Origin of the sequence: Paenibacillus sp. MZ04-78.2 (assembly GCF_024213375.1) — a bacterium.
Taxonomy (GTDB): domain Bacteria; phylum Bacillota; class Bacilli; order Paenibacillales; family NBRC-103111; genus Paenibacillus_G.
The window spans coordinates 41,750-60,589 of record NZ_JANAVJ010000003.1 but is presented as its reverse complement, the minus strand read 5'-3'; the positions used below and the strand labels follow the sequence as shown (position 1 = coordinate 60,589).

Annotated in this window: 13 protein-coding genes and 1 pseudogene; 6 read left to right on the top strand and 8 right to left on the bottom strand. The window is 53.8% G+C overall.

Annotation, left to right across the window (positions count from 1 at the left end; translation table 11 throughout):
• Positions 1-47: 47 nt before the first annotated feature.
• Positions 48-743 (bottom strand): annotated as a pseudogene (locus NLX71_RS03395) (NAD(P)-binding domain-containing protein); the annotation flags it as partial.
• A gap of 346 nt (positions 744-1,089) precedes the next feature.
• On the opposite strand from NLX71_RS03395, the gene NLX71_RS03390 reads away from it, so the two are divergent.
• On the top strand, positions 1,090-2,331 hold the full coding sequence (locus NLX71_RS03390) for an MFS transporter (RefSeq protein WP_254362089.1): 1,242 nt from the start codon (positions 1,090-1,092) through the stop codon (positions 2,329-2,331).
• Positions 2,332-2,401: 70 nt separating this feature from the next.
• Here NLX71_RS03390 and NLX71_RS03385 read toward each other — a convergent pair whose 3' ends face one another.
• From NLX71_RS03385 to NLX71_RS03375, 3 genes are read right to left on the bottom strand one after another with little or no spacing between them, the layout of a single operon-like run.
• On the bottom strand, positions 2,402-2,935 hold the full coding sequence (locus NLX71_RS03385) for a DedA family protein (protein ID WP_254362088.1): 534 nt from the start codon (positions 2,933-2,935) through the stop codon (positions 2,402-2,404).
• A 30-nt stretch (positions 2,936-2,965) separates the two neighbouring features.
• Positions 2,966-3,511, bottom strand: coding sequence for a CDP-diacylglycerol--serine O-phosphatidyltransferase (pssA, locus tag NLX71_RS03380; protein WP_254362087.1), 546 nt, complete (start codon positions 3,509-3,511; stop codon positions 2,966-2,968).
• Between the two features lie 5 nt (positions 3,512-3,516).
• Positions 3,517-4,554, bottom strand: coding sequence for an AI-2E family transporter (locus NLX71_RS03375; RefSeq protein ID WP_254362086.1), 1,038 nt, complete (start codon positions 4,552-4,554; stop codon positions 3,517-3,519).
• Positions 4,555-4,745: 191 nt separating this feature from the next.
• Between NLX71_RS03375 and NLX71_RS03370 the strand changes: the two genes are divergently transcribed.
• A complete protein-coding gene (locus NLX71_RS03370; protein ID WP_254362085.1) occupies positions 4,746-5,426 on the top strand; it encodes a response regulator transcription factor in 681 nt (226 codons plus the stop codon).
• Complete coding sequence (locus NLX71_RS03365; RefSeq protein ID WP_254362084.1) at positions 5,423-7,180, top strand: sensor histidine kinase; 1,758 nt, start codon at positions 5,423-5,425, stop codon at positions 7,178-7,180. The genes NLX71_RS03370 and NLX71_RS03365 overlap by 4 nt, the downstream gene beginning before the upstream one ends.
• Positions 7,181-7,286: 106 nt before the next feature.
• Here NLX71_RS03365 and NLX71_RS03360 read toward each other — a convergent pair whose 3' ends face one another.
• Positions 7,287-9,245, bottom strand: coding sequence for a glycoside hydrolase family 15 protein (locus tag NLX71_RS03360; RefSeq protein ID WP_254362083.1), 1,959 nt, complete (start codon positions 9,243-9,245; stop codon positions 7,287-7,289).
• 13 nt (positions 9,246-9,258) lie between these two features.
• The gene (locus NLX71_RS03355; RefSeq protein ID WP_254362082.1) at positions 9,259-10,284 is read right to left on the bottom strand and encodes a LacI family DNA-binding transcriptional regulator; all 1,026 of its coding nucleotides are present in this window, start codon (positions 10,282-10,284) and stop codon (positions 9,259-9,261) included.
• 555 nt (positions 10,285-10,839) lie between these two features.
• On the opposite strand from NLX71_RS03355, the gene NLX71_RS03350 reads away from it, so the two are divergent.
• The 3 genes from NLX71_RS03350 to NLX71_RS03340 all read left to right on the top strand — a co-directional run bounded on the left by NLX71_RS03350 (position 10,840) and on the right by NLX71_RS03340 (position 14,389).
• Positions 10,840-12,144, top strand: coding sequence for a sugar ABC transporter substrate-binding protein (locus NLX71_RS03350; protein ID WP_254362081.1), 1,305 nt, complete (start codon positions 10,840-10,842; stop codon positions 12,142-12,144).
• An 89-nt stretch (positions 12,145-12,233) separates the two neighbouring features.
• On the top strand, positions 12,234-13,547 hold the full coding sequence (locus NLX71_RS03345) for a carbohydrate ABC transporter permease (RefSeq protein ID WP_254362080.1): 1,314 nt from the start codon (positions 12,234-12,236) through the stop codon (positions 13,545-13,547).
• A complete protein-coding gene (locus tag NLX71_RS03340) occupies positions 13,544-14,389 on the top strand; it encodes a sugar ABC transporter permease (protein WP_254362079.1) in 846 nt (281 codons plus the stop codon). The genes NLX71_RS03345 and NLX71_RS03340 overlap by 4 nt, the downstream gene beginning before the upstream one ends.
• Positions 14,390-14,509: 120 nt before the next feature.
• Here NLX71_RS03340 and NLX71_RS03335 read toward each other — a convergent pair whose 3' ends face one another.
• Together NLX71_RS03335 and NLX71_RS03330 are read right to left on the bottom strand one after the other, a co-directional pair.
• Positions 14,510-16,252 carry an alpha-glycosidase gene (locus tag NLX71_RS03335; RefSeq protein ID WP_254362078.1) on the bottom strand — a complete coding sequence of 581 codons (1,743 nt, stop codon included), beginning with the start codon at positions 16,250-16,252 and terminating at the stop codon, positions 14,510-14,512.
• 176 nt (positions 16,253-16,428) lie between these two features.
• Complete coding sequence (locus NLX71_RS03330) at positions 16,429-18,579, bottom strand: alpha-amylase family glycosyl hydrolase (RefSeq protein WP_375377884.1); 2,151 nt, start codon at positions 18,577-18,579, stop codon at positions 16,429-16,431.
• Positions 18,580-18,840 lie beyond the last annotated feature (261 nt).

Below are 18,840 nucleotides of genomic sequence, written 5' to 3'. Positions count from 1 at the left end.
CTTCACATGTATAGGCTTTAATTGTATACCAAAACCGGTCTGCGAATCTAGTAAATCCGGATTTTTTCCGCCAGCTTGGACGCATCGCGGCCTACCCAGCCGAGCAACGCCGACCCTCGTGACGACTGCCACGGCAAGCCGAGATAATAAAGCCCGGACACCGGGCTGACGCCGCCGCGGTGAATAGGTTTTCCCTGTGAATCGGTGGCGCCGTCGATCTGTATCCACCGGTAGTCGCTGCGGTAGCCGGTCGCCCACACGATATTGCTGACTTCCGCATCGGTTCCGTTTTCGAATACAATGCGGTTTTTGCGGGCTTCGACGGCTCTTGGCTTGAGCAGCACTTTTTGAACCGCTAGAAGCGATTTCAGTTCGAGTCCGTAAATGATCTCGGGCTGCTTCTTCAGCCACGAGCCGGCTAGGGAATCGGTACCTGCATAGATAATCCCGAACAGGTCCAAATACCAAAAAATACTTTTGCTCAGCGCATACAGCGGTTTAAAGTGCAACTCGCTTCCCGCTGACAAATAAACCAGACGCTCCCGGGACAGCTCTACGGCGATCTGCGCGCCCGAATTGCCAGCACCGACGACAAGCACAGGTCCGTCCCGCAGCTCGCCGGGATTCCGGTATGTGCTGCTGTGCGTTTGATAGATTTCGTCTGGGAGCCCGGAGGCAAAGCCGGGAATGAAAGGCGTGTGGAACGGACCGGTTGACACGATGACTTTGCCTGCTCGATAGCTTCCCTGATTCGTAAATTAAAATATATGATCATTTATTCATATAATTGAATAGCTTCTTCATGTCAAGCTACTGGAAGCAGGCTTGCGTAATGAATAGGCGGCAGCCGGCTCGATTTTGATGTATAATACGATTTTAAAGCGACCTTTCCGTCCCGAGATGCGCTAATTCCCAACGGAGGTGCTTCACCATGCAAAAAAGCTTGGCCTATTCACTCAACCAAAGGATTACAGGAACGTTAAAACAACGAACGGCATGACCCGTCCATAGGTGTGCAAGAGGCGGAAGTGCAAGAAACCGAACTGCCCTGTGTGACGTGCCGTCTGCCGGAAAGGCGGATCTGTCTGCATGAAATTTCGCGCGTCACAAGTATATAAGATTAAAGTTTTTATGACGTCCCTCGCCAACGCGACGGCGTTTACGACCTATGCGGTATATTACATAAGTCAACTCGGGTTCAACCCGTTCGAGCTGCTGCTCGTTGGTACGGTTTTGGAAGCAACGGTATTGATTTTCGAAGGAATTACGGGGGTGGTCGCCGATACGTATGGCCGGCGGCTGTCGGTTATTGCCGGGATGCTGGTGATCGGGGTCGCATGTGTGCTGGAAGGCAGCGCGCCGTGGCTTGGGGGCGTTAGTCCTTTGCTTTCGCTGTTCGCGTGGATTCTGATTGCGGAATGTATCCGCGGCGTCGGCGAGACGCTGATCAGCGGAGCCGACACGGCTTGGATCGTTGACGAAGTCGGGGAGCAGCATGTGGGGCGCCTCTTCCTGGAAGGGAAGCGCTTGTCACTGGTCGCTACACTGATCGGTATTGCGCTCAGCGTCGGGTTGTCCACGCTTGCGCCCAATCTGCCGTTTATCATAAGCGGTCTGATGTTTCTCAGCCTTGGGGTGTTTTTGCTTATTTTCATGAAGGAAACCCGATTCGTCCGCCCGGAGCGGGTGGACAAGTTCTCCTATTGGCAGGAGATGAAGACGACGTGGCTGTCCGGAGCAAGAGTAATACGCCGCCAGCCGGTGCTGCTGATGATTCTCGTCGTCACGCTGTTCAGCGGCGCGGCGTCGGAAGGCTACGATCGGCTCTGGGAAGCGCATCTGATCAAGGAGATCGGCTTTCCGGCGGGACTGCCGTTCTCGATGGCGGTGTGGTTCGGCCTGATCTCCATCCTTGCGACGTTCCTCAGTCTGATCGCCGTACGGCTGGCCGAGAAGCGGCTGGATATGGGCAGCGAACGGATGGTCGTCGTGGCGATGTTTGTTTTGACCGGCTTGCGGGTTGCTGCTATCTTGTCATTTGCCTTCGCTCCCGGCTTTACTTGGGCGCTAGGCTCCGTACTTGCGCTTGGCATCGTCGGAGCGCTCAGCGGGCCGATCTACGATACGTGGCTTAATCTGAACATCGAAGGCAAAGTCCGGGCGACCGTGCTCTCGATGATCAATCAGTCGGACGCGCTCGGGCAGACGGGAGGCGGCCCGTTCGTCGGATGGATTGGCAGCCGTCTGTCGCTTCGGGCGTCCCTTGTGACAGCCGCGGTGCTTCTGCTGCCGATTCTGGCCGTGTTCGGCCGGACGCTGCGCAAACGATAAAGAACGGCAAAAAGGCACGTCTTCAAAAGCGTGCCTTTTTCGTTGTTTCCTCTGTAGTTTGTCCGAGCTGTTATTTCGAGAAAAAGCGGTGCATCAGTGACGCATGAAAATGCGAGAAGTCGATCTGCGCCCCGATAAAATAGCCAATGGAGATAAAAAAAACGCACCAGCTGAACGCTCCAATAGCCGAGAACATCAAATATTTGCGCTTGCCCATTCCGATGACGCCGGACAAGTAGCAGGTTAAGTGACGGATACCAGGAATGAAGTAGCCGAAGCTGATCGTCCAAGGCCCGTACCGCTGGAACCATGCTTCCACTTTTTCCAGCCGTTCCGGGGTCAGCTTAATCCACTTGCCGTGCTTCCACAGCAGCGGCTTGCCGAACTTGCGGCCAAGCGCGTAGCTGCAGAGCATGCCGGTCATCGCTCCCGCCAGACTGACGGCGACCGAGAGTGAATAATTCAGCATACCGACCGACGCCAGATAGCCAATAAAGGTCATAAGCAGCTCATCAGGGATAGGCAAGCCCACAATGCCAAGCGCCAAGCTGAAGAATAAAGCGATATATCCGTACTGTAAGATCATCTCCTGTATAAATTGCATGCGGACACAGCTCCTCTCCAGCCGTAGGTGCTAGACGTTCTTGGTATCGTACACGGCTTTGCTTGGACGAAATGCCGGAAACTTGATCTTGCTGATCATCAGGAAAGAAAGCCCGACAATGACCAGCACCGTCACTGGCAAAAGATGCGCGGGAGGGTTCCACAAGGCAAATGCGGATAACAGACAGCCTGCTCCGGTAATGGGCAGACCGATATGCCAGCGATTGTGACAGGTTATTACGTTGAAACGGGCCAGCCGCAGCGCGCCGCATACCATGAACAACGCGGTCAGCAGCGTACCGTATACTGGCAGCTCGCGCAGGGCGACGACATAAATAATGATGGCCGGTGCGGCGCCGAAGGAAATCAGCTCCGATAAGGAACGAAGCACCTTGGCGAATTCGCCCGACAGCTTCAGCTTTTCTGCAGAATAGCCGCCGAACAAGTCCAGCAAGGCCGCAATCGCGACAAACAGCACCGCTAAAGCTACCTCCCGGTGAAATGCCAGCAAGAGCGAAATCATGCCGATACCCAGCCCCGCTGCAACGAACACAAACGGGATCGATTTTTTCAACATTGTGATTATTCCTCCTTAGGAGATAAGGGAAGCGCAAGGCGAATCGGCTGCCCCGCCCTTTGAACCTCTAACAAATCAAGTAAAAATACAAATGTCGGAATTCCGACGATCAGGCCCCAGATGCCGAAGAAATGCTCGGAGAACAGGAGCACGATAAAAGTGTAAAAGATCGGCAGGTGCGTCTTGGAAGCCATCAGCCGCGGGTTGAGCACATAGGCTTCCAATGCGTGAATCAAGGTAATTGTCACGAGCAAATAGATGACATAGATGAAGCCGCCAAGGCTGAACGCAATAGCGCACAACGGAATCAGCGAGATGAATACGCCGGCGACCGGAATCAAGCCAAGAACGAAGACTAAGAGCGCCAGGCCGAACAGGTTGGGAAAGCCCATCATCCATAGGGCGATCATTGTGAGCACACAATTGATCAGTGCAATCATCAGTTGGGTTTCGATTACTTTGCCGAAGGTGAGGACGAATTTTTGGCCGAAGTATTCGATTTCTTGCACCAGCCATCCGATTTTGCTCGCCTGAAGCTTGTGCGTAAACTGTACAACGCTCGACTTGCTGAGCAGTAAAATCAAGCTCATAATGACGGCCAGAAATCCATCGAAGCCCCAAAGGCCGACTTTCTTGATCATATCCAAACCCGGCTTGATGATGCTGCTAAGGTCGAGCTGATGAACGACGGATACGAGATAGCTCACGATTTCGTTCTGCGGATGCGCGTAGACCTCCTTTACCATTACAGCCAACTGGCCTACTTCGTGAGCTATGGTTGGAAAAACCTTGAAGCCCCAGGCCACCAGCAGAGCGACAAGCAAAACGTACAGAATGGAGAGCAGCAGCCTGGAATCGACAGGAATGATCGGTTTAATCCAGCGATGGACCAAGTGATGAAGACGATCCATGAGGAACGTCATCAAGAATGTCAATAAGATGAGGTTCAGCATGCCTCTCAGCCAGAACAACAGCAGGCAAAAGAGCGCCAGAATGCCGAAGCGCTGCACATCTTTTCTTTGAAGAAAGGCCATCATATTCATACGAACATCCTTTCGATGGGAACGAGCCAAGTTTGTCTGCCAACATTATAACGTGCCGTTGTGTACTTCATGTGTCCTGTCTTCAAAGAAGGCTCTTGTTTTAAATGTCCCCGGGACACACGAAAAACACAAGACTCATGTATAATAGAACAGGTAGGCACGTTACCGGAGAAACAGGAGTTGTCATTGCTATGGAACGAAAAGTTCTTCTCATCGAAGATGAGAGCCTCATTCGCGAGATTGTGGCGGATTATTTCGAAAGGGAGCAGTGGACCGTCTACGAGGCGGAGAACGGCAGGCAAGCGCTGGACATGCTGGATGGTCTGAATGCGGACCTCGTCATTCTGGATATTATGATGCCGGAGCTGGACGGATGGGCCGTATGCAAGCGAATACGCGCCAAATCGGCGATTCCGATCATCTTCCTCACCGCGAAGTCGGAGGACGACGACAAAATGCTCGGATTCGAACTGGGCGCCGACGATTACGTCACCAAGCCGTTCAGCCCGAAGGTGCTCGTTGCCCGCGCCAAAACGCTGATGAAACGCGTCGAGGGGACAGTCGGTAAAGAAGATCATATACTCAGCTTTGGCCGGGTCACCGTCAACAAACGATCGCACCGCGTCGAAATCGAAGGACTGGAAGTCGAGCTGACGCCCAAAGAATATGAACTGCTGCTTTATTTGGTCAAAAATGAAGGGATCGTGCTGTCCCGCGAAGCGATCCTGAATCAGGTATGGGGGTTCGATTATTTCGGCGATCCGAGAGTCGTTGACACCCATATTAAAAAATTGCGCGGGAAGCTGGGTGACGAGGCGAGGCATATCCGCACCGTCATCCGCGCCGGCTATAAATTTGAGGAGGACCGATGAAAAGAGGCGGCGTTACCTTCAAGCTGTTCGCGATCACAGCGTCTTTTTTCATGTTGTTCTATGCGATCGTTCTGCTCGGGCAGCTGCTGTTTTTTGAGAGATTTTACCAGAATCAGCGATTGGCCGGATTGGAAAAAAAGCTGCAGTCCTTCAGCGAGCAGTATGCGTCGAACCATTGGGACGAGCCGCGCATTACACGTGAGATAGGACAATTTATTAGCCAAAATAAAGCGCAGCTCGCGATCTTGAATCCGGAAGGAAAAGTGAAGTACGACAATTTTTTTCGCATCGTCATCCGCGACGACAAAGGTGCTTCGATCAAGATTTCCTTGATGCCGCTCTCCGCTTCCGATCAGCAGAAGGAATTGCTGGCGGCCCATTTGCAGCGCGGCGACCGGGTTCAGGTAGAGGCCGAATTCGAGAAGGACGATCAGGATAAAGACTTGATCTACGCGCACGTCATAAAAAAAGCCGGAATGAAGGACATCGGCAGCACGGCAACGAGTGAGGAACCGTTGAGGCAAATTTCCGGCGTCATCACCGACACGCTGCTGCCCAGCCCGAATCTATGGAACTTGCGCCAGGGCTTATTGTTTTTTGCCATTCGCGAATCGTTCCCGCTGCTTACCAACGAGCAGAGGGCCGATTTGCAGAGCGGCAAGATGATCGAACAGGAATGGATGGAGTCGATTACCGGTGTACGCAACTTTATCGCGGTTCAGCCCGTGATGCGGGATGGCAAAGTGAGCGAACTGCTCTTCTCGATCACATCGCTGCAGCAGATTAGCGAGGCTTACGGCGCGCTGCGGCTGTTCTACGTTTATATCGGGGTCGGAGGCATTGTGCTGATCCTGCTGCTCTCGCTGATTTTTTCCAAATTCGTTACCAAACCGCTCCTTACGCTTAACAAATTCGCGCTGCGCATGGCCAAATTGGACTTCTCCGCCAAATCGCCCATCCGGAGCAACGACGAGTTCGGCAGCTTGTCCCACAGCTTGAACAGCTTGTCCGAATCGTTGGATCATACGCTCAAGGAGCTGCATCAGGCCAACGAGCAGCTTCGGGCGGATATGGAGGAGAAGCAGCGGATGGAGCAGCGGCAGAAGGAATTCGTCTCCAACGCCTCCCATGAATTGAAAACGCCGCTCAGCATTGTCAAGGGTTTCGCCGAAGGGCTGCGGGACGGCATCAGCGAAAGTAAGCGTGAAAGATATCTGGAAGTGATACTGGACGAAACGGAAAAAATGGAAGAACTCGTTAAAGACATGTTGGAGCTGACGAAGCTGGAATCGAAGACCATCAAGCTGAAGAAGAGCCGGTTTATGGTGAGCGAGCTGATCGAGGATATTGTCGACAAGCTGTCGCATCATTTGAACGAAAAGGGATTGAAGGTCGTTCATATGGCCGCGGGCGAGCACCCCATCTATGCCGATCAATCCAAAATCGAGCAGGTGCTGTTCAACATATTGGTAAATGCCATCCGTCATGCTGTGCCCGGCAGCGAAATTACCATACGCATCGACAGTGATGGGGAACGGCTCCGAGTCGCCATCGATAACGAGGGGGAGAACATTCCCGAGGATCAATTGGATGACATCTGGGAAAGATTTTACCGTGCGGAACGCTCTCGCAACCGGAAAACCGGAGGAATGGGGCTAGGACTGGCGATCGTCAAGCATATTTTGGAGCTGCATGAAAGCCGTTACGGGGTAACGAATACCGAAAAGGGCGTCAGTTTTTATTTTATGTTGTAAGCCTTGTAAGCCGGAAAGCAATTCATGAGAGAAAAACATCGGTTGTGCATAAACACAAATCAAGCCCTTGGCTGCTCCCGTCGGGAGAACCAAGGGCTTGAATGTTTTAATCCAACTGACCCTGCTCCGAAAGCAGGGAAACGGCTAAAATAAACATCGCGTGCGACCAAGTCAACGGAACGACCCAAGCGGTTTCCCCCGTTTGCTTGTCCACCTGTTCGGGCAGCAGCCCTGCCGCCGTCCGGTGATCTATCGCCCACTGCAGGAGCGACTTGGCTTCGGCGTATTGTCCGCGATGAAGGCGGTAATGGCACAGCCACAGCGTCGTTAAAATCCACGGATTGCCGCCAATGTAGTGGTCGTTCTCATACCGCCTGATGCCGCCGACGACGGGAGACGTCAAGTGCTGCTCGATCGTATCGGCCGTGCGGACGACGCGCGGATCATCGGCAGGGAAGACGCCGAACGGAACGGAAATGCCGATCAGGCTGATGTCGACGATCGGGTCGTGCTCCAGGAAGTAGGTCGTATATCCTTTCGCATTGACGCTTACGGAGGTGCCGAGCCCTTGCGACCGGGCCTCGTGGTATACCGCCTCCGGCACCGCCAGCTTTAAAGCGCGGTAGAAGGCGCCTTTTTCCTCGTTCCAGCACAGCTCGCCGATCGACTGGCGGATACGCTCCGCCGCGAGGCTCCATTCGCTTGCCAGCTCCGGCTTGCCCAGCCGTTCGGCAAAAGAGGCTGCCGCCGTCAAGCCGCCAAAAACCGCACCCGCCGAATACGTGTGCTCGGCGAGTCGCTCTTCCCAAAGATCCATGCTGCAAGCGGGCAATCCGGTTTCCGCATCGATATAGCCGGTAAGGAAGCAGGCGCCCCGTTCGACGGCCGGCCATACGTTTTGCAGGAAAGCTTCATCTTGAACTTGCAGATAATGCTGCCACATGCCCCAAATAATCGAGGCGCCCTCGTCGATCTGCAAGCCCCAGGACGGAGCCAGCCGGCCGTCGTGGTAATGCCGCTGCTGCCAGGAGCCGTCCGGGTCCTGAGCCGTAAGGGTCCACTCGTAAAACTTCGCGGACAACTCCGTCAAGCCGACGCGGTCCAGCGCCGTCGTAATAAATGCGGCGTCCCGGCCCCAGCAATAAGAATAGCCTCCGCAGCGGGAAAATTGCTCGTCGAATTCGGGAGCGGCCACGACACAGCCGGACTTCTCGTCGCTCATCAGCTTCATCGCCAGCAGCGAACGCTCGTACAGCTCGCGGATGTCGCTTCGCGATCCGGGGGCTGGCTTGGCATCGTTCAGGAATCGGTGCCAGTAGCTCTCCGTGAGGTCGTACCAGTAGGTATGCGGGCGGCTCTTGGCTTTTGCCAGCGATTGCTGGGAGTCTGCGCGCGTCTGACCTGCGGCAATGTATACGGGCACTTCGACAGCCGCACCCGGCGCCAGCTTTTCAATATGCCAGCACAACGCGCCGTCCGGCTTCATGTCGATCCCGTTCCCGTTTAACTGGCCGGTATGCGCGTTTTCCCATACGGCGGCTCCGGCTTGGTATCCCGTGCAAACGTTTGAACTGGAGACGGAAAAAATATACTCGTGCCGCAGGTGCATGAGCGAATCGTGTGTCTCGTCGAACTGGGTCGTGTGGTAAAAAGGCGTTTCCATCGAGCGGAACGACGAGTAATACATAAAGCGGAACGATACCGGCGCTTCGCCGCGGTTCGTGAACGTGAATTGGCGGACGAGGAAATCTTCGCCCGGTACGGCGTAATCGACCGTCTCCGCGGACAGCGGGCAGCGCTCGGAAACGGCCGTCGTTTTAAAGATGTTCGTCCGGGGCACGTAGGAGGCTTCGTGCTGCCAGCCATCTTCCTCGCTGTCAAACCAGTTTGTCCCTGCCGAGCTCTCTTCGATGTACAGGCCGCTGCGGATTTCGTCCACGTGCTGCGGGTAGTCGATATGCGGCCACCACATGCGGTACATCCGGCCGGTGCGGCCCACAGAGGCGAGAAAACGGGAATTTCCGACGATTGCGTCGATCAAGTAAGGCTTTTTCGTTGTGTACATGTGCTGCACTCTCCTAGTTTTTAACTTGAATGAGGGACGATTCCCGCACGATCAGGCGGTGGGGAATGATCACGCGCTTTTGGGGCATAGCTTCGCCCTTGACGGCCCGAATAAGCGTTTGCGAAGCGGTGTAGCCGATCTGGTAAATCCCGATATCCATGGAGCTGACCGGCGGCGTCGACAGCTCGGACAACGAGATGTTGTTGAAGCCGACCAGACTGAGATCGTCCGGAACCTTGTAGCCGAGCTCCGTCAGTCCGCGCAGCACGCCGAAAGCGACGACGTCGTCAATCGTCACAAGCGCTGTGGGCCGTTCGGGGAGACACATGAAAAACGACATCGCCCGGTAGCCGCTTTCCTGTAAAAAATCTCCTTCGACGATCCATTCGGGGCGTGCTTCGATCCCGGCGTCCTTAAGCGCTTGCAAATATCCCTTCATCCGGTCGCCCGAAACGATCAGATTCGGCGGGCCGCTCACTAAACCGATGCGCTTATGCCCTTGAGCGATCAAATGACGGGTGGCGTCGTAAGCCGCCTGCACGTTGTCGTTGTCCACCGACAAAATATCGGGAAACTCGTCGCTTCGCCCGATCAGGACAAATGGAAAGCCGTGCTCAAGCATGAACGAAATGAGCGGGTCGCTTTGACGCGAATACAGCAAAATCACGCCGTCGACCCGCCGGCCCTTGACAAGCCGGGTAACGGCTTCGAGCTCTTCGCGCTCCGTTGTCCCCGTCGTCATCATGAGATCGTACCCCGTACGTGCCGCTTGGGTTACGATGCCGCGGATCACCTCGGAGAAGAACAGGTTCTGGAACAGCTCCTCGGCCGGTCTGGGCAAGATTAAACCGATGGTATTCGTCGTTTTGGAGACGAGGCTTTTCGCCATGATATTGGGATGGTAGCCGAGCTCCTTCAGCACTTCCCTCACCTTGGCTGCGGTCGCCGGACTGATCCGGGGATGATTGGAAAGAACGCGCGATACGGTGGAAGGGGAAACGCCGGCTTTTTTGGCGACATCGACGATTGTGATTGCCATGGATGCATAACCTCCGGATGGTCTGTTGATATGAGAGCCGCTTTCTCGCGGGACGTATTACAGTAAGCTGTCTTGCAGGAGTGAAAATGTGTGATTCTCCCATGGTAACATATCAGAGGCGGCAAATGTAAAACACGACATGTGCAAACGTTTGGACAAGAAATCGTGCACAAAATGCCTGTTACTTTGTTTTATGTTAGCGCAAAAGCCGGGATAATGTAAATATGCGTTTTCAAAATGATCACAAAATGACCAAATTTTCCTGAATTATGGCTTGAGAATTAGGGAAGTTGAGAATATTGAAGGATAAGGAGGATTAAATTATGATTTTCCGCTAAAATCGGCTTAAATGGCATGTGCAAACGTTTTTACAATTTTCCATAAATGAGGTATGATATTTCGTGCATGAAGCGTTTCCAAGTGGGGAATTCACTAGATTTGAGTTGTGTCTGACTAGTATTACGGTTTTTGTGCAAAGGTTTGCATAAAATTCATATTCGCAAACGCAAAGTCAGGACAACTTTATTTTAGAAACTGAAAGGGGTACTTACTAACATGGAATTTAAGAAGAAGCTCTTGGCGCTGGTTGCCGTATCCTCCTTATCCGTTTCGATGGCAGCTTGCTCCGCCACGAACAAACCGGAAGCAGAGACTCCGGCCGCGAACAACAATGCTCAGTCGTCAGCGGCAGCAGGAGAAGCGGGCGCCTTGGCACCGGAGGCGGGCGCAAAGCTGGTGATTTGGGATAGCAAAGAAGAACGCGTGTTCACAGATGAAATTGCGAAGCTGTTTACGGAAAAATACAATATTCCGGTTCAGGTTGACGAAATCGCTACGACGGACCAGGTCACCCGACTGACCAACGACGGCCCGGCCGGCGTAGGCGCCGACGTGGTGGTGTTTCCGCATGACCACTTGGGCCGGGCCGCAACGGCGCAATTGATTTTGCCGAACGACTCGTATGCCGAGGAAACGAAGAAGAACAATACGGACAACGCGATTCAAGCCGTTACCTTCAACAATACGCTGTACGGTTTTCCGCGGGCTGCCGAAACCTACGCGCTGTATTACAATAAAGAGCTGGTAAAGGAAGCTCCGAAATCGTTCGAGGACGTCATTGCGTTCAGCAAAACGTTCACGAACAAAGACAAAAATAAATACGGCATCATGTGGGAACCCGCCAATACCTATATCAACTATCCGTTCATCGCTTCGACGGGCGGGTACCTGTTCGGCAAAAACGGCACGGACAAAACCGATATCGGCTTGAACAACGAAAGCGTATTAGCTGGAATGAAAGTGTATACAAGCTTAAGAGAAATTTTGCCCGTGAAATCCGGCGATATTAACCCGGACATCAAGAGGGGACTGTTCGCGTCGGGTGATGTGGCGATGGACATTACCGGTCCGTGGGAGCTGGCCGGCTACAAGAAGGCGCTGGGCGACAAGCTCGCCGTTGCTCCGCTCCCGACGATCGCAGGCAAGCCGGCGGTATCGTTCTCCGGGGTAAAAGCATGGTATGTCAACTCCTTCTCGAAATATCCGAACGCGGCCAAGCTGTTCGCCAAATTCGCTTCTGGCAAAGAAGCTCAGCTTCTGCTGCATAAGAAGGTCGGAGCCATCCCGACGAACAAAGAGGCGCAGGAGGACCCGCAAATCAAGAACGATCTGATCATCTCCGGCTTTGTCACGCAGTTCAAAAACTCGCAACCGATGCCATCGATCCCGGAAATGGACAGCGTCTGGAATCCGCTTGACTCTGCGCTGACGGAAATATGGAACAACGGCAAAGATCCGAAAGAGGCGCTCAATACGGCGGTTACCCGTCTGAAAGAGCTCATCAACAGCGGTAAGAAGTAATAACGGACCGGGAGGCTGGGCCAGGGTTCACCCGTCGCGGAATACGGCGGGTGATTCCACATTTTTACGGGAGAGGAGCATCGTCATACATGTCTCAACATCGGATTACCGCAGCGGTGCTGTCATTCATCGGATTAGGATTAGGACAATGGTATAACCGGCAATGGCTCAAAGGGCTGCTGCTGCTGCTCATCGAGGTGGCGGCGGTGACGTATTTCGTCCAAAATTTAGGCCAGGCGCTGTGGGGCATTGTAACGCTTGGCGAACAGGCGATGCATTTGGAGAAAGTGAATGGCATCGCCAAAATGGTCCCCGGCGACCATTCCATCTTTTTGTTGATTAAGGGCGTCATTACCCTGCTGGTTTTTGCCTTATTCATCCTGATGTACGTGCTTGTCGTCAAGGATGCGTATCTCGTCGGAAAGCTGCGGGAGGCGGGGGGAAGACCGAATAATTTCATTCAGTCGCTTGCCTATATCCGGGACAGAAAATTTGCGGAAGCTTTTCTGATGCTGCCGGCGGCGGGCATTTTGTTTTTTACGGTTATGCCGATTATCTTTATGATTTTGCTGTCCTTCACGAACTATTCTTCCCCAAATCATATGCCTCCGGCTAAACTGGTCGACTGGGTAGGGTTTCAAACGTTTAAGGACCTTATCGGGCTGAAGACATGGAGCCATACGTTTTTCGGCGTGTTGCGCTGGACGATCATTTGGGCGGTATTGTCGACCGTAACGACCTATTTCGGAGGGTTTCTGGTGGCCCTGATCATTCAGCAAAAGGATATCCGGTTCAAACCGCTTTGGCGGACGATCATGATCATCCCTTACGCCATTCCGGCGCTGATCTCTCTGCTGGTGATGCGAAATCTGTTCAACGGACAGTTCGGACCCATCAACCAATATTTATCGTTTTTCGGGCTGGAGAAATTGCCGTGGCTGACAGACCCGATGTGGGCCAAAGCGACGGTAATCATCGTGAACATGTGGGTTGGCATTCCCGTTTCCATGCTGCTGATTATGGGCGTGCTGACGACGATTTCGCGCGATATGTACGAGGCGGCGGAAGTGGATGGGGCGACGGCGTTTCAAAAGTTCAGAATCATTACGCTGCCGATGGTTATGTTCACGACGGCCCCGATTCTCATTACGCAATTTGCGGGGAATATCAACAACTTCAATGCGATTTTCCTGATGACGGACGGAAATCCGGTCGAAGGGGAGTATCAGTTTGCGGGCGCAACGGACCTTCTTGTCACCTGGTTGTATAAGCTGACGCTGAATCAAAGCCAGTTCAACATGGCCTCGGCTATTGGCATTATCATTTTCCTGATCATCGCTTCGTTCTCGATCTACAATTACCGCAGGACCCGTTCGTTCCGGGAGGAGGATATGATCCAATGATAGGGAGAAAATTAGGCAATGCGATTCGGCTGACGTTCAGCTATCTGTTTCTGATCGTGGCAGCCATATGCTGCTTATATCCGGCGCTGTGGGTCATTCTGGCTTCCTTCAGACCGGGTCGTTCCTTATACAGCAAAACCTTGTTTCCGGAGAAATTCGTTTTCGAGCATTATTCGGAGCTGTTCACGTCCAAAAGCTTCCTGTTCGGCACTTGGTACTGGAATACGCTCAAAATCGCCACTTTATCGATGATTTTCGGCACCTTGATGGTGCTGCTGTGCGGCTACGCGCTGTCCCGGTTCCGGTTCAAAGGGCGCCAAACCGCGTTGTCCACCGTGTTGATTCTCGGGATGTTCCCCGGCTTCATGAGCTTGATCGCCATTTATATTTTGCTGAAGGAATTGAACCTGCTGGATACGCATCTGGCGTTGATTATCGTCTACTCCTTCGGTGCTCCGCTGCTCGGAAGCTTTATTGCCAAAGGCTTTTTCGATACGGTCCCGCGCAGTCTGGATGAGGCGGCAAGAATCGATGGCGCGAACAACATTACGATCTTCGTTAAAATCATGCTTCCGCTCTCCAAGCCGATGCTCGCATACACCGCGCTGACGCAGTTCGTCGGCCCTTGGGTCGATTTTATTTTCGCGCGGATGGTGCTGCGCACAAGAGACAATTGGACGCTTGCCGTCGGTCTGTACGACCAGATCAGCAGCAACCAGAACAGCAACTTTACGCTGTTTGCGGCAGCCGCCGTGCTGATTGCGGTTCCGATTTCGATCCTGTTTGTTTATTTGCAGCGTTTCCTCGTGGAGGGGTTGACGGCAGGAGCAAGCAAAGGTTGAGTCGCATGCTTGAAGACAAATGAATATAACAAAAGGGAAAAGGGACAAGTCCCGCAGATGATGCGGAGCTTGTCCCTTTTCCCTTTTGTTATACGGGCATTGGCTTTGGGCGGCCACCCTTTATTGTGCGAGCAGAAGACGGAAGCCGTTCGCGGGCAAGTGCAAATGCAATTCTCCGCTGTCCGCGATCAGCCCTCCCTCGGTCAAGAGATCTTTCCAACGATCGCGATCGACCGGCAAAACCAGCGTATCGGCCTCGGAACCCGCATTCACAGCGACGATCAAACAGTCGCTGCCCAGCGAGCGTTCGTAGGCAAGGCGCATATCGTTTTCCTGTGCAAACCGGAAGGTCAAATCGCCCGTGCGCAGCGCTTCGTATTGTTTGCGCAGCGCGATGACTTGCCGGAAGAACGCGAACAGCTCGCGGTCCTGCTTCGCCTCGTCCCATTCCATGCATTTGCGGCAGCCGGGATCGTGGTCTCCGGTCAGGCCGATTTCGTCGCCGTAATAAACGCAAGGCGTACCGGCTAGCGTGAATTGAAGCAGCGTGGCCAGCTTCATCCGCTGCTTGTCTTCATCGCAAAGGGTCAGCAGACGCATCGTATCGTGGCTTCCGAGCAGGTTGAAGGCGACTTCGTTCGCTTGCTGCGGATAGCTTGCCAGAAGGGCACCCAAGGCGTTGGCAAAGCTTGCGCCGTCCCGTTCCTTTTTGCCGGCAAACTCGATAATAATATTCGTCAGCGGATAATTCATCACCGCATCGAACTGATCTCCCATGAGCCAGGGCATGGAGTCGTGAAATATTTCGCCAAGGATGTAGGCGTCGGGCTTAGCCTTCTTCACGACGTCACGGAATTCGCGCCAGAAGCGGTGATCGACCTCATTGGCTACGTCGAGACGCCAGCCGTCGATGTCCACTTCTTCGATCCAGTACTTGGCTACATTTAGCAGATATTCCTTGACTTCGGGATGCTCGGTATTCAGCTTCGGCATGATCGGCTCGTAGGCGAACGTGTCGAAGGTCGGCATGCCGTCCTTGACGTCGAGAGGCCATTCCCGCACGTGGAACCAGCCGGCATACCGGGAATCCGCCCCCTTTTCCTTGACGTCGAGGAAGGGAGGGAACGTGTGCCCGCAATGGTTGAAGACGGCGTCCAGCAGCACGCGGATGCCGCGCTCGTGGCAAGCCTTAACCAGCTTCTTCAGCGTCTCGTTCGTGCCGAAGTGAGGGTCTACCGTCATATAATCGGCGGTATCGTATTTATGATTGGTGGTCGCTTTGAAGACCGGATTGAAATAAATGGCGTTGACGCCAAGCGTGCTCAGGTGATCCAAATGGTCGATCACGCCCTGCAGGTCGCCCCCGAAATAGTTTTTGGGCGTCGGCTCGCCGCCCCACGGTTCCACACCCTCCGGATTGGTATCCGGGTCCCCGTTGGCGAAACGTTCCGGGAATATTTGGTAGAAAATAGCATCTTTGACCCAAGCCGGAGGCGCGAACACGTCCACCGGATTCAGGAAAGGGAAATCGAACATTTTGATGCTGTCCTCGGGCGCTTCGCTGACAATGCCGGTCTCGACAAACCAGACGGTGTCTTCGTCCGATTCCAGTCGGAAGGCGTACCTCATACGGCGCATGAGCGGCTGGACCGCTATATGCCAATAATCGAACAGCGTGTCGCTGACCCACTTGGTCATGGGGAGCTCTTCGACGGTCCGGTCCCATGCGTATTTGTCGCCGACAATCAAGGTGACCCGCTCCACGTCATCCCGCTTGGTGCGCAGGCGCAGATGGATCGTGCGCTCATCGTAGGCATAGGCCCAGTTGGATTTCGGACGATGGTAAATGGCTTCCAGTAACATGATGTCATCCTCCTTGGCAATAAAAAAAGGTACAGCCCCGATGCGAATACGAGGTTGTACCTTTGCTTGGTAGCATTGCCTTTGAATTTAGCTTTACTATAGCACCACTTCGGCAAAAACTCAAGACGTCTTTGACCCTCTCGGACCAGTTTCTTTGCCGGTGCAATGCGGCGGTATTACGGCTGCCAGTTCACCGTTACAGTTGCCGTACCGCTGGAAGGCGTGGTGAACGTATGGTTGGAGCCGCCTTCCCAGGTGACGGAGCTGCCGTTTTTCTTGATGAATTTGAATTCGATGGCCGTTCCCGCAGGAACGCTGACATCGTAATACCAAGTCGGATAAGCATACATCACTTTATTAAACAGCGGACCGATCGCTTTGGCCGGTTCCCACTGGCCGAGCTCGCTCACGCTGCCTGTCAGATAAACGTTTTCCCCGAGTGTCGTCGAGGCATTGTTCACCACGAAGCGAACGTTGACCTGCTCATTGGTCAGGAGGTTGAAGTTGCCGTACACGTTGCTGTCTGCCGCGCCGGCCGTTCTGACTTTGATGCCGTATTTGTCCGCTGCGGCCGCCGGTACGACGACTTTGATCTCGGTATCCTCCCAAGAGACGATATTGGCGCCGGTTACGGCCGTCGAGCCAAAATAGACCGTGCCTTTCGTCGTGCCGAAGCCTCGGCCGTCAATGGTGACGGTATTGCCGGCTTTCGCCATCATCGGGCCGACATGTCCGATCGACGGAGCCGTTTGCGCAGTCGTGTACTGCCAGACCGATACGCCGCCGGCGGCCAGCGTGAACGAGGATGCGGCGCCGCCGCTGCCTACCGTCAGTCCGCCACCGTTAAGCAGTCCTTCCAGCGCATCGGTGTAATTGCCCGCCGGCAGCGAAGTAACGAGCCCGCTGATCGAGGCGGGGGAGGTCAGGCTGCGGTTGACGGCCACGACCGCTGTGCTGTCGCCGAATTTGCGCTCGTAGATGTACACGTCGTTGTTGATCCACCGCTGCTGCGTTGTTCCGTAAGCGATCGCCGGGTTTGACTTGCGGAGCGGGGCCAGCTTCTTGACGATGTTATAGGCGGTGGTCGCCGTCGAGAAGGAGGTCATCTTTGCCCGGTTGTTCGGGTCGCCGTTCCCGGTCATATACTGCTCGGTTCCGTAATAAATGGCCGGCACGCCACGGGAAGTCAGCGTAAAGGCAAGCGCCTGCTCCAGCTTCCGATTGCTTGCGCCCGATAGCTGAAAACGGTCCATGTCATGGTTATCGATGAAGGTCACCTGATCGTTCACTTGGGCATAGTCTGCAGCCGTCCCGGAAATCATGCTGTCCAGGCCCTGCATGGAATCCGTATTGTCGCGGAACACTTGCCGCACTTTTTGCCCGAACCGGAAGTCGAGCAGGCTCATGCCGCTTTCGTTGGCGAAATGATGATTGACCGGATCGACCTCGTTCGTGCCCAGAAACCATTCGCCGAACGTGAAGACGGGCCTCGTGTTATTGATAGAAGCCATCCAATTTTTTTGCCAGCCGAATGGCATATGCTTGACGGCGTCCACGCGGATGCCGTCAATCCCGAGATCCAGCCAGGTTCGGATCGCTTCTTTAAAATACGTATCGATGAAGCCGTTATTGTGCTCCAGATCCGCAAGATCGTACAAATTTTTGTAGATCCCGTTTTCCAGTGTCGAAAAATCCGTTCCGCCGTTATGGTGGAAATACCGATTCGTGTCTCCCGTATAGCCTCCGACCAAAGTACCGTTATTGTATAGCTTGCCGTTTTCCGCGAAAGAGGGGTCCGTCTCCATGGACGGGGACGTATGGTTTGGCGCAAAATCGATAATGACCTTGATATTTTTGGCGTGAGCGGCGTTAATCAGGTTTTGAAAGTCGGTCATGCTGCCAAAGGCGGGATTGGTCTTTTTGAAATCGCGCGCCCAGTAGCCATGGTAGGCGGTAGTGTCCGCGTCGGGATAACGGATGACGGAATAAATATTTTCGACGGGCTGGGAAATCCAGATCGCGGTAATGCCCATACCGGTCAAGTAGCCGTCATTGATTTTATTGATGATGCCTTGCCAGTCGCCGCCGCAATACAGCTTCAGATTGCGTTTGCAGGTACTGTCGAACGCATTCCCCGTCGGATTGTTGCCCGGATTGCCGTCGGAAAACCGGTCGGTTACGATCTGGTAAATGACGTCCGTCGAAAAGTTTTGTTTGTTGGCCACGGACGTATCCGGGGAGGCCGACGCCGCCGGCGAAAGCGGGGGCGAGGCCGCGGTCAGCGCTATTGCAAGAACGGCTGCAAGAAATTTCGGGAATGTTTTCAATATTATGTCCTCCTGCTTCCTAATGGTGTGTAAAAATGAAACGCTTACATTTTAATCGTTTGATCCGGGTCCGATGAATCCCCCCTTTAAAAGCGAACAACCCCGGCGTCTCCTAAGAGATACCGGGGTTGTTTTTCAAACCGGTAACGGTCTGAAAAATGCATGGCCCTTATGTTGTTCGGTTACAAGCTTTATTGTAAATTCGGCTGCATGAATTTGTCAATGGAGAGATGTTTTTCTTCCGTACTGCTTTGACAATCG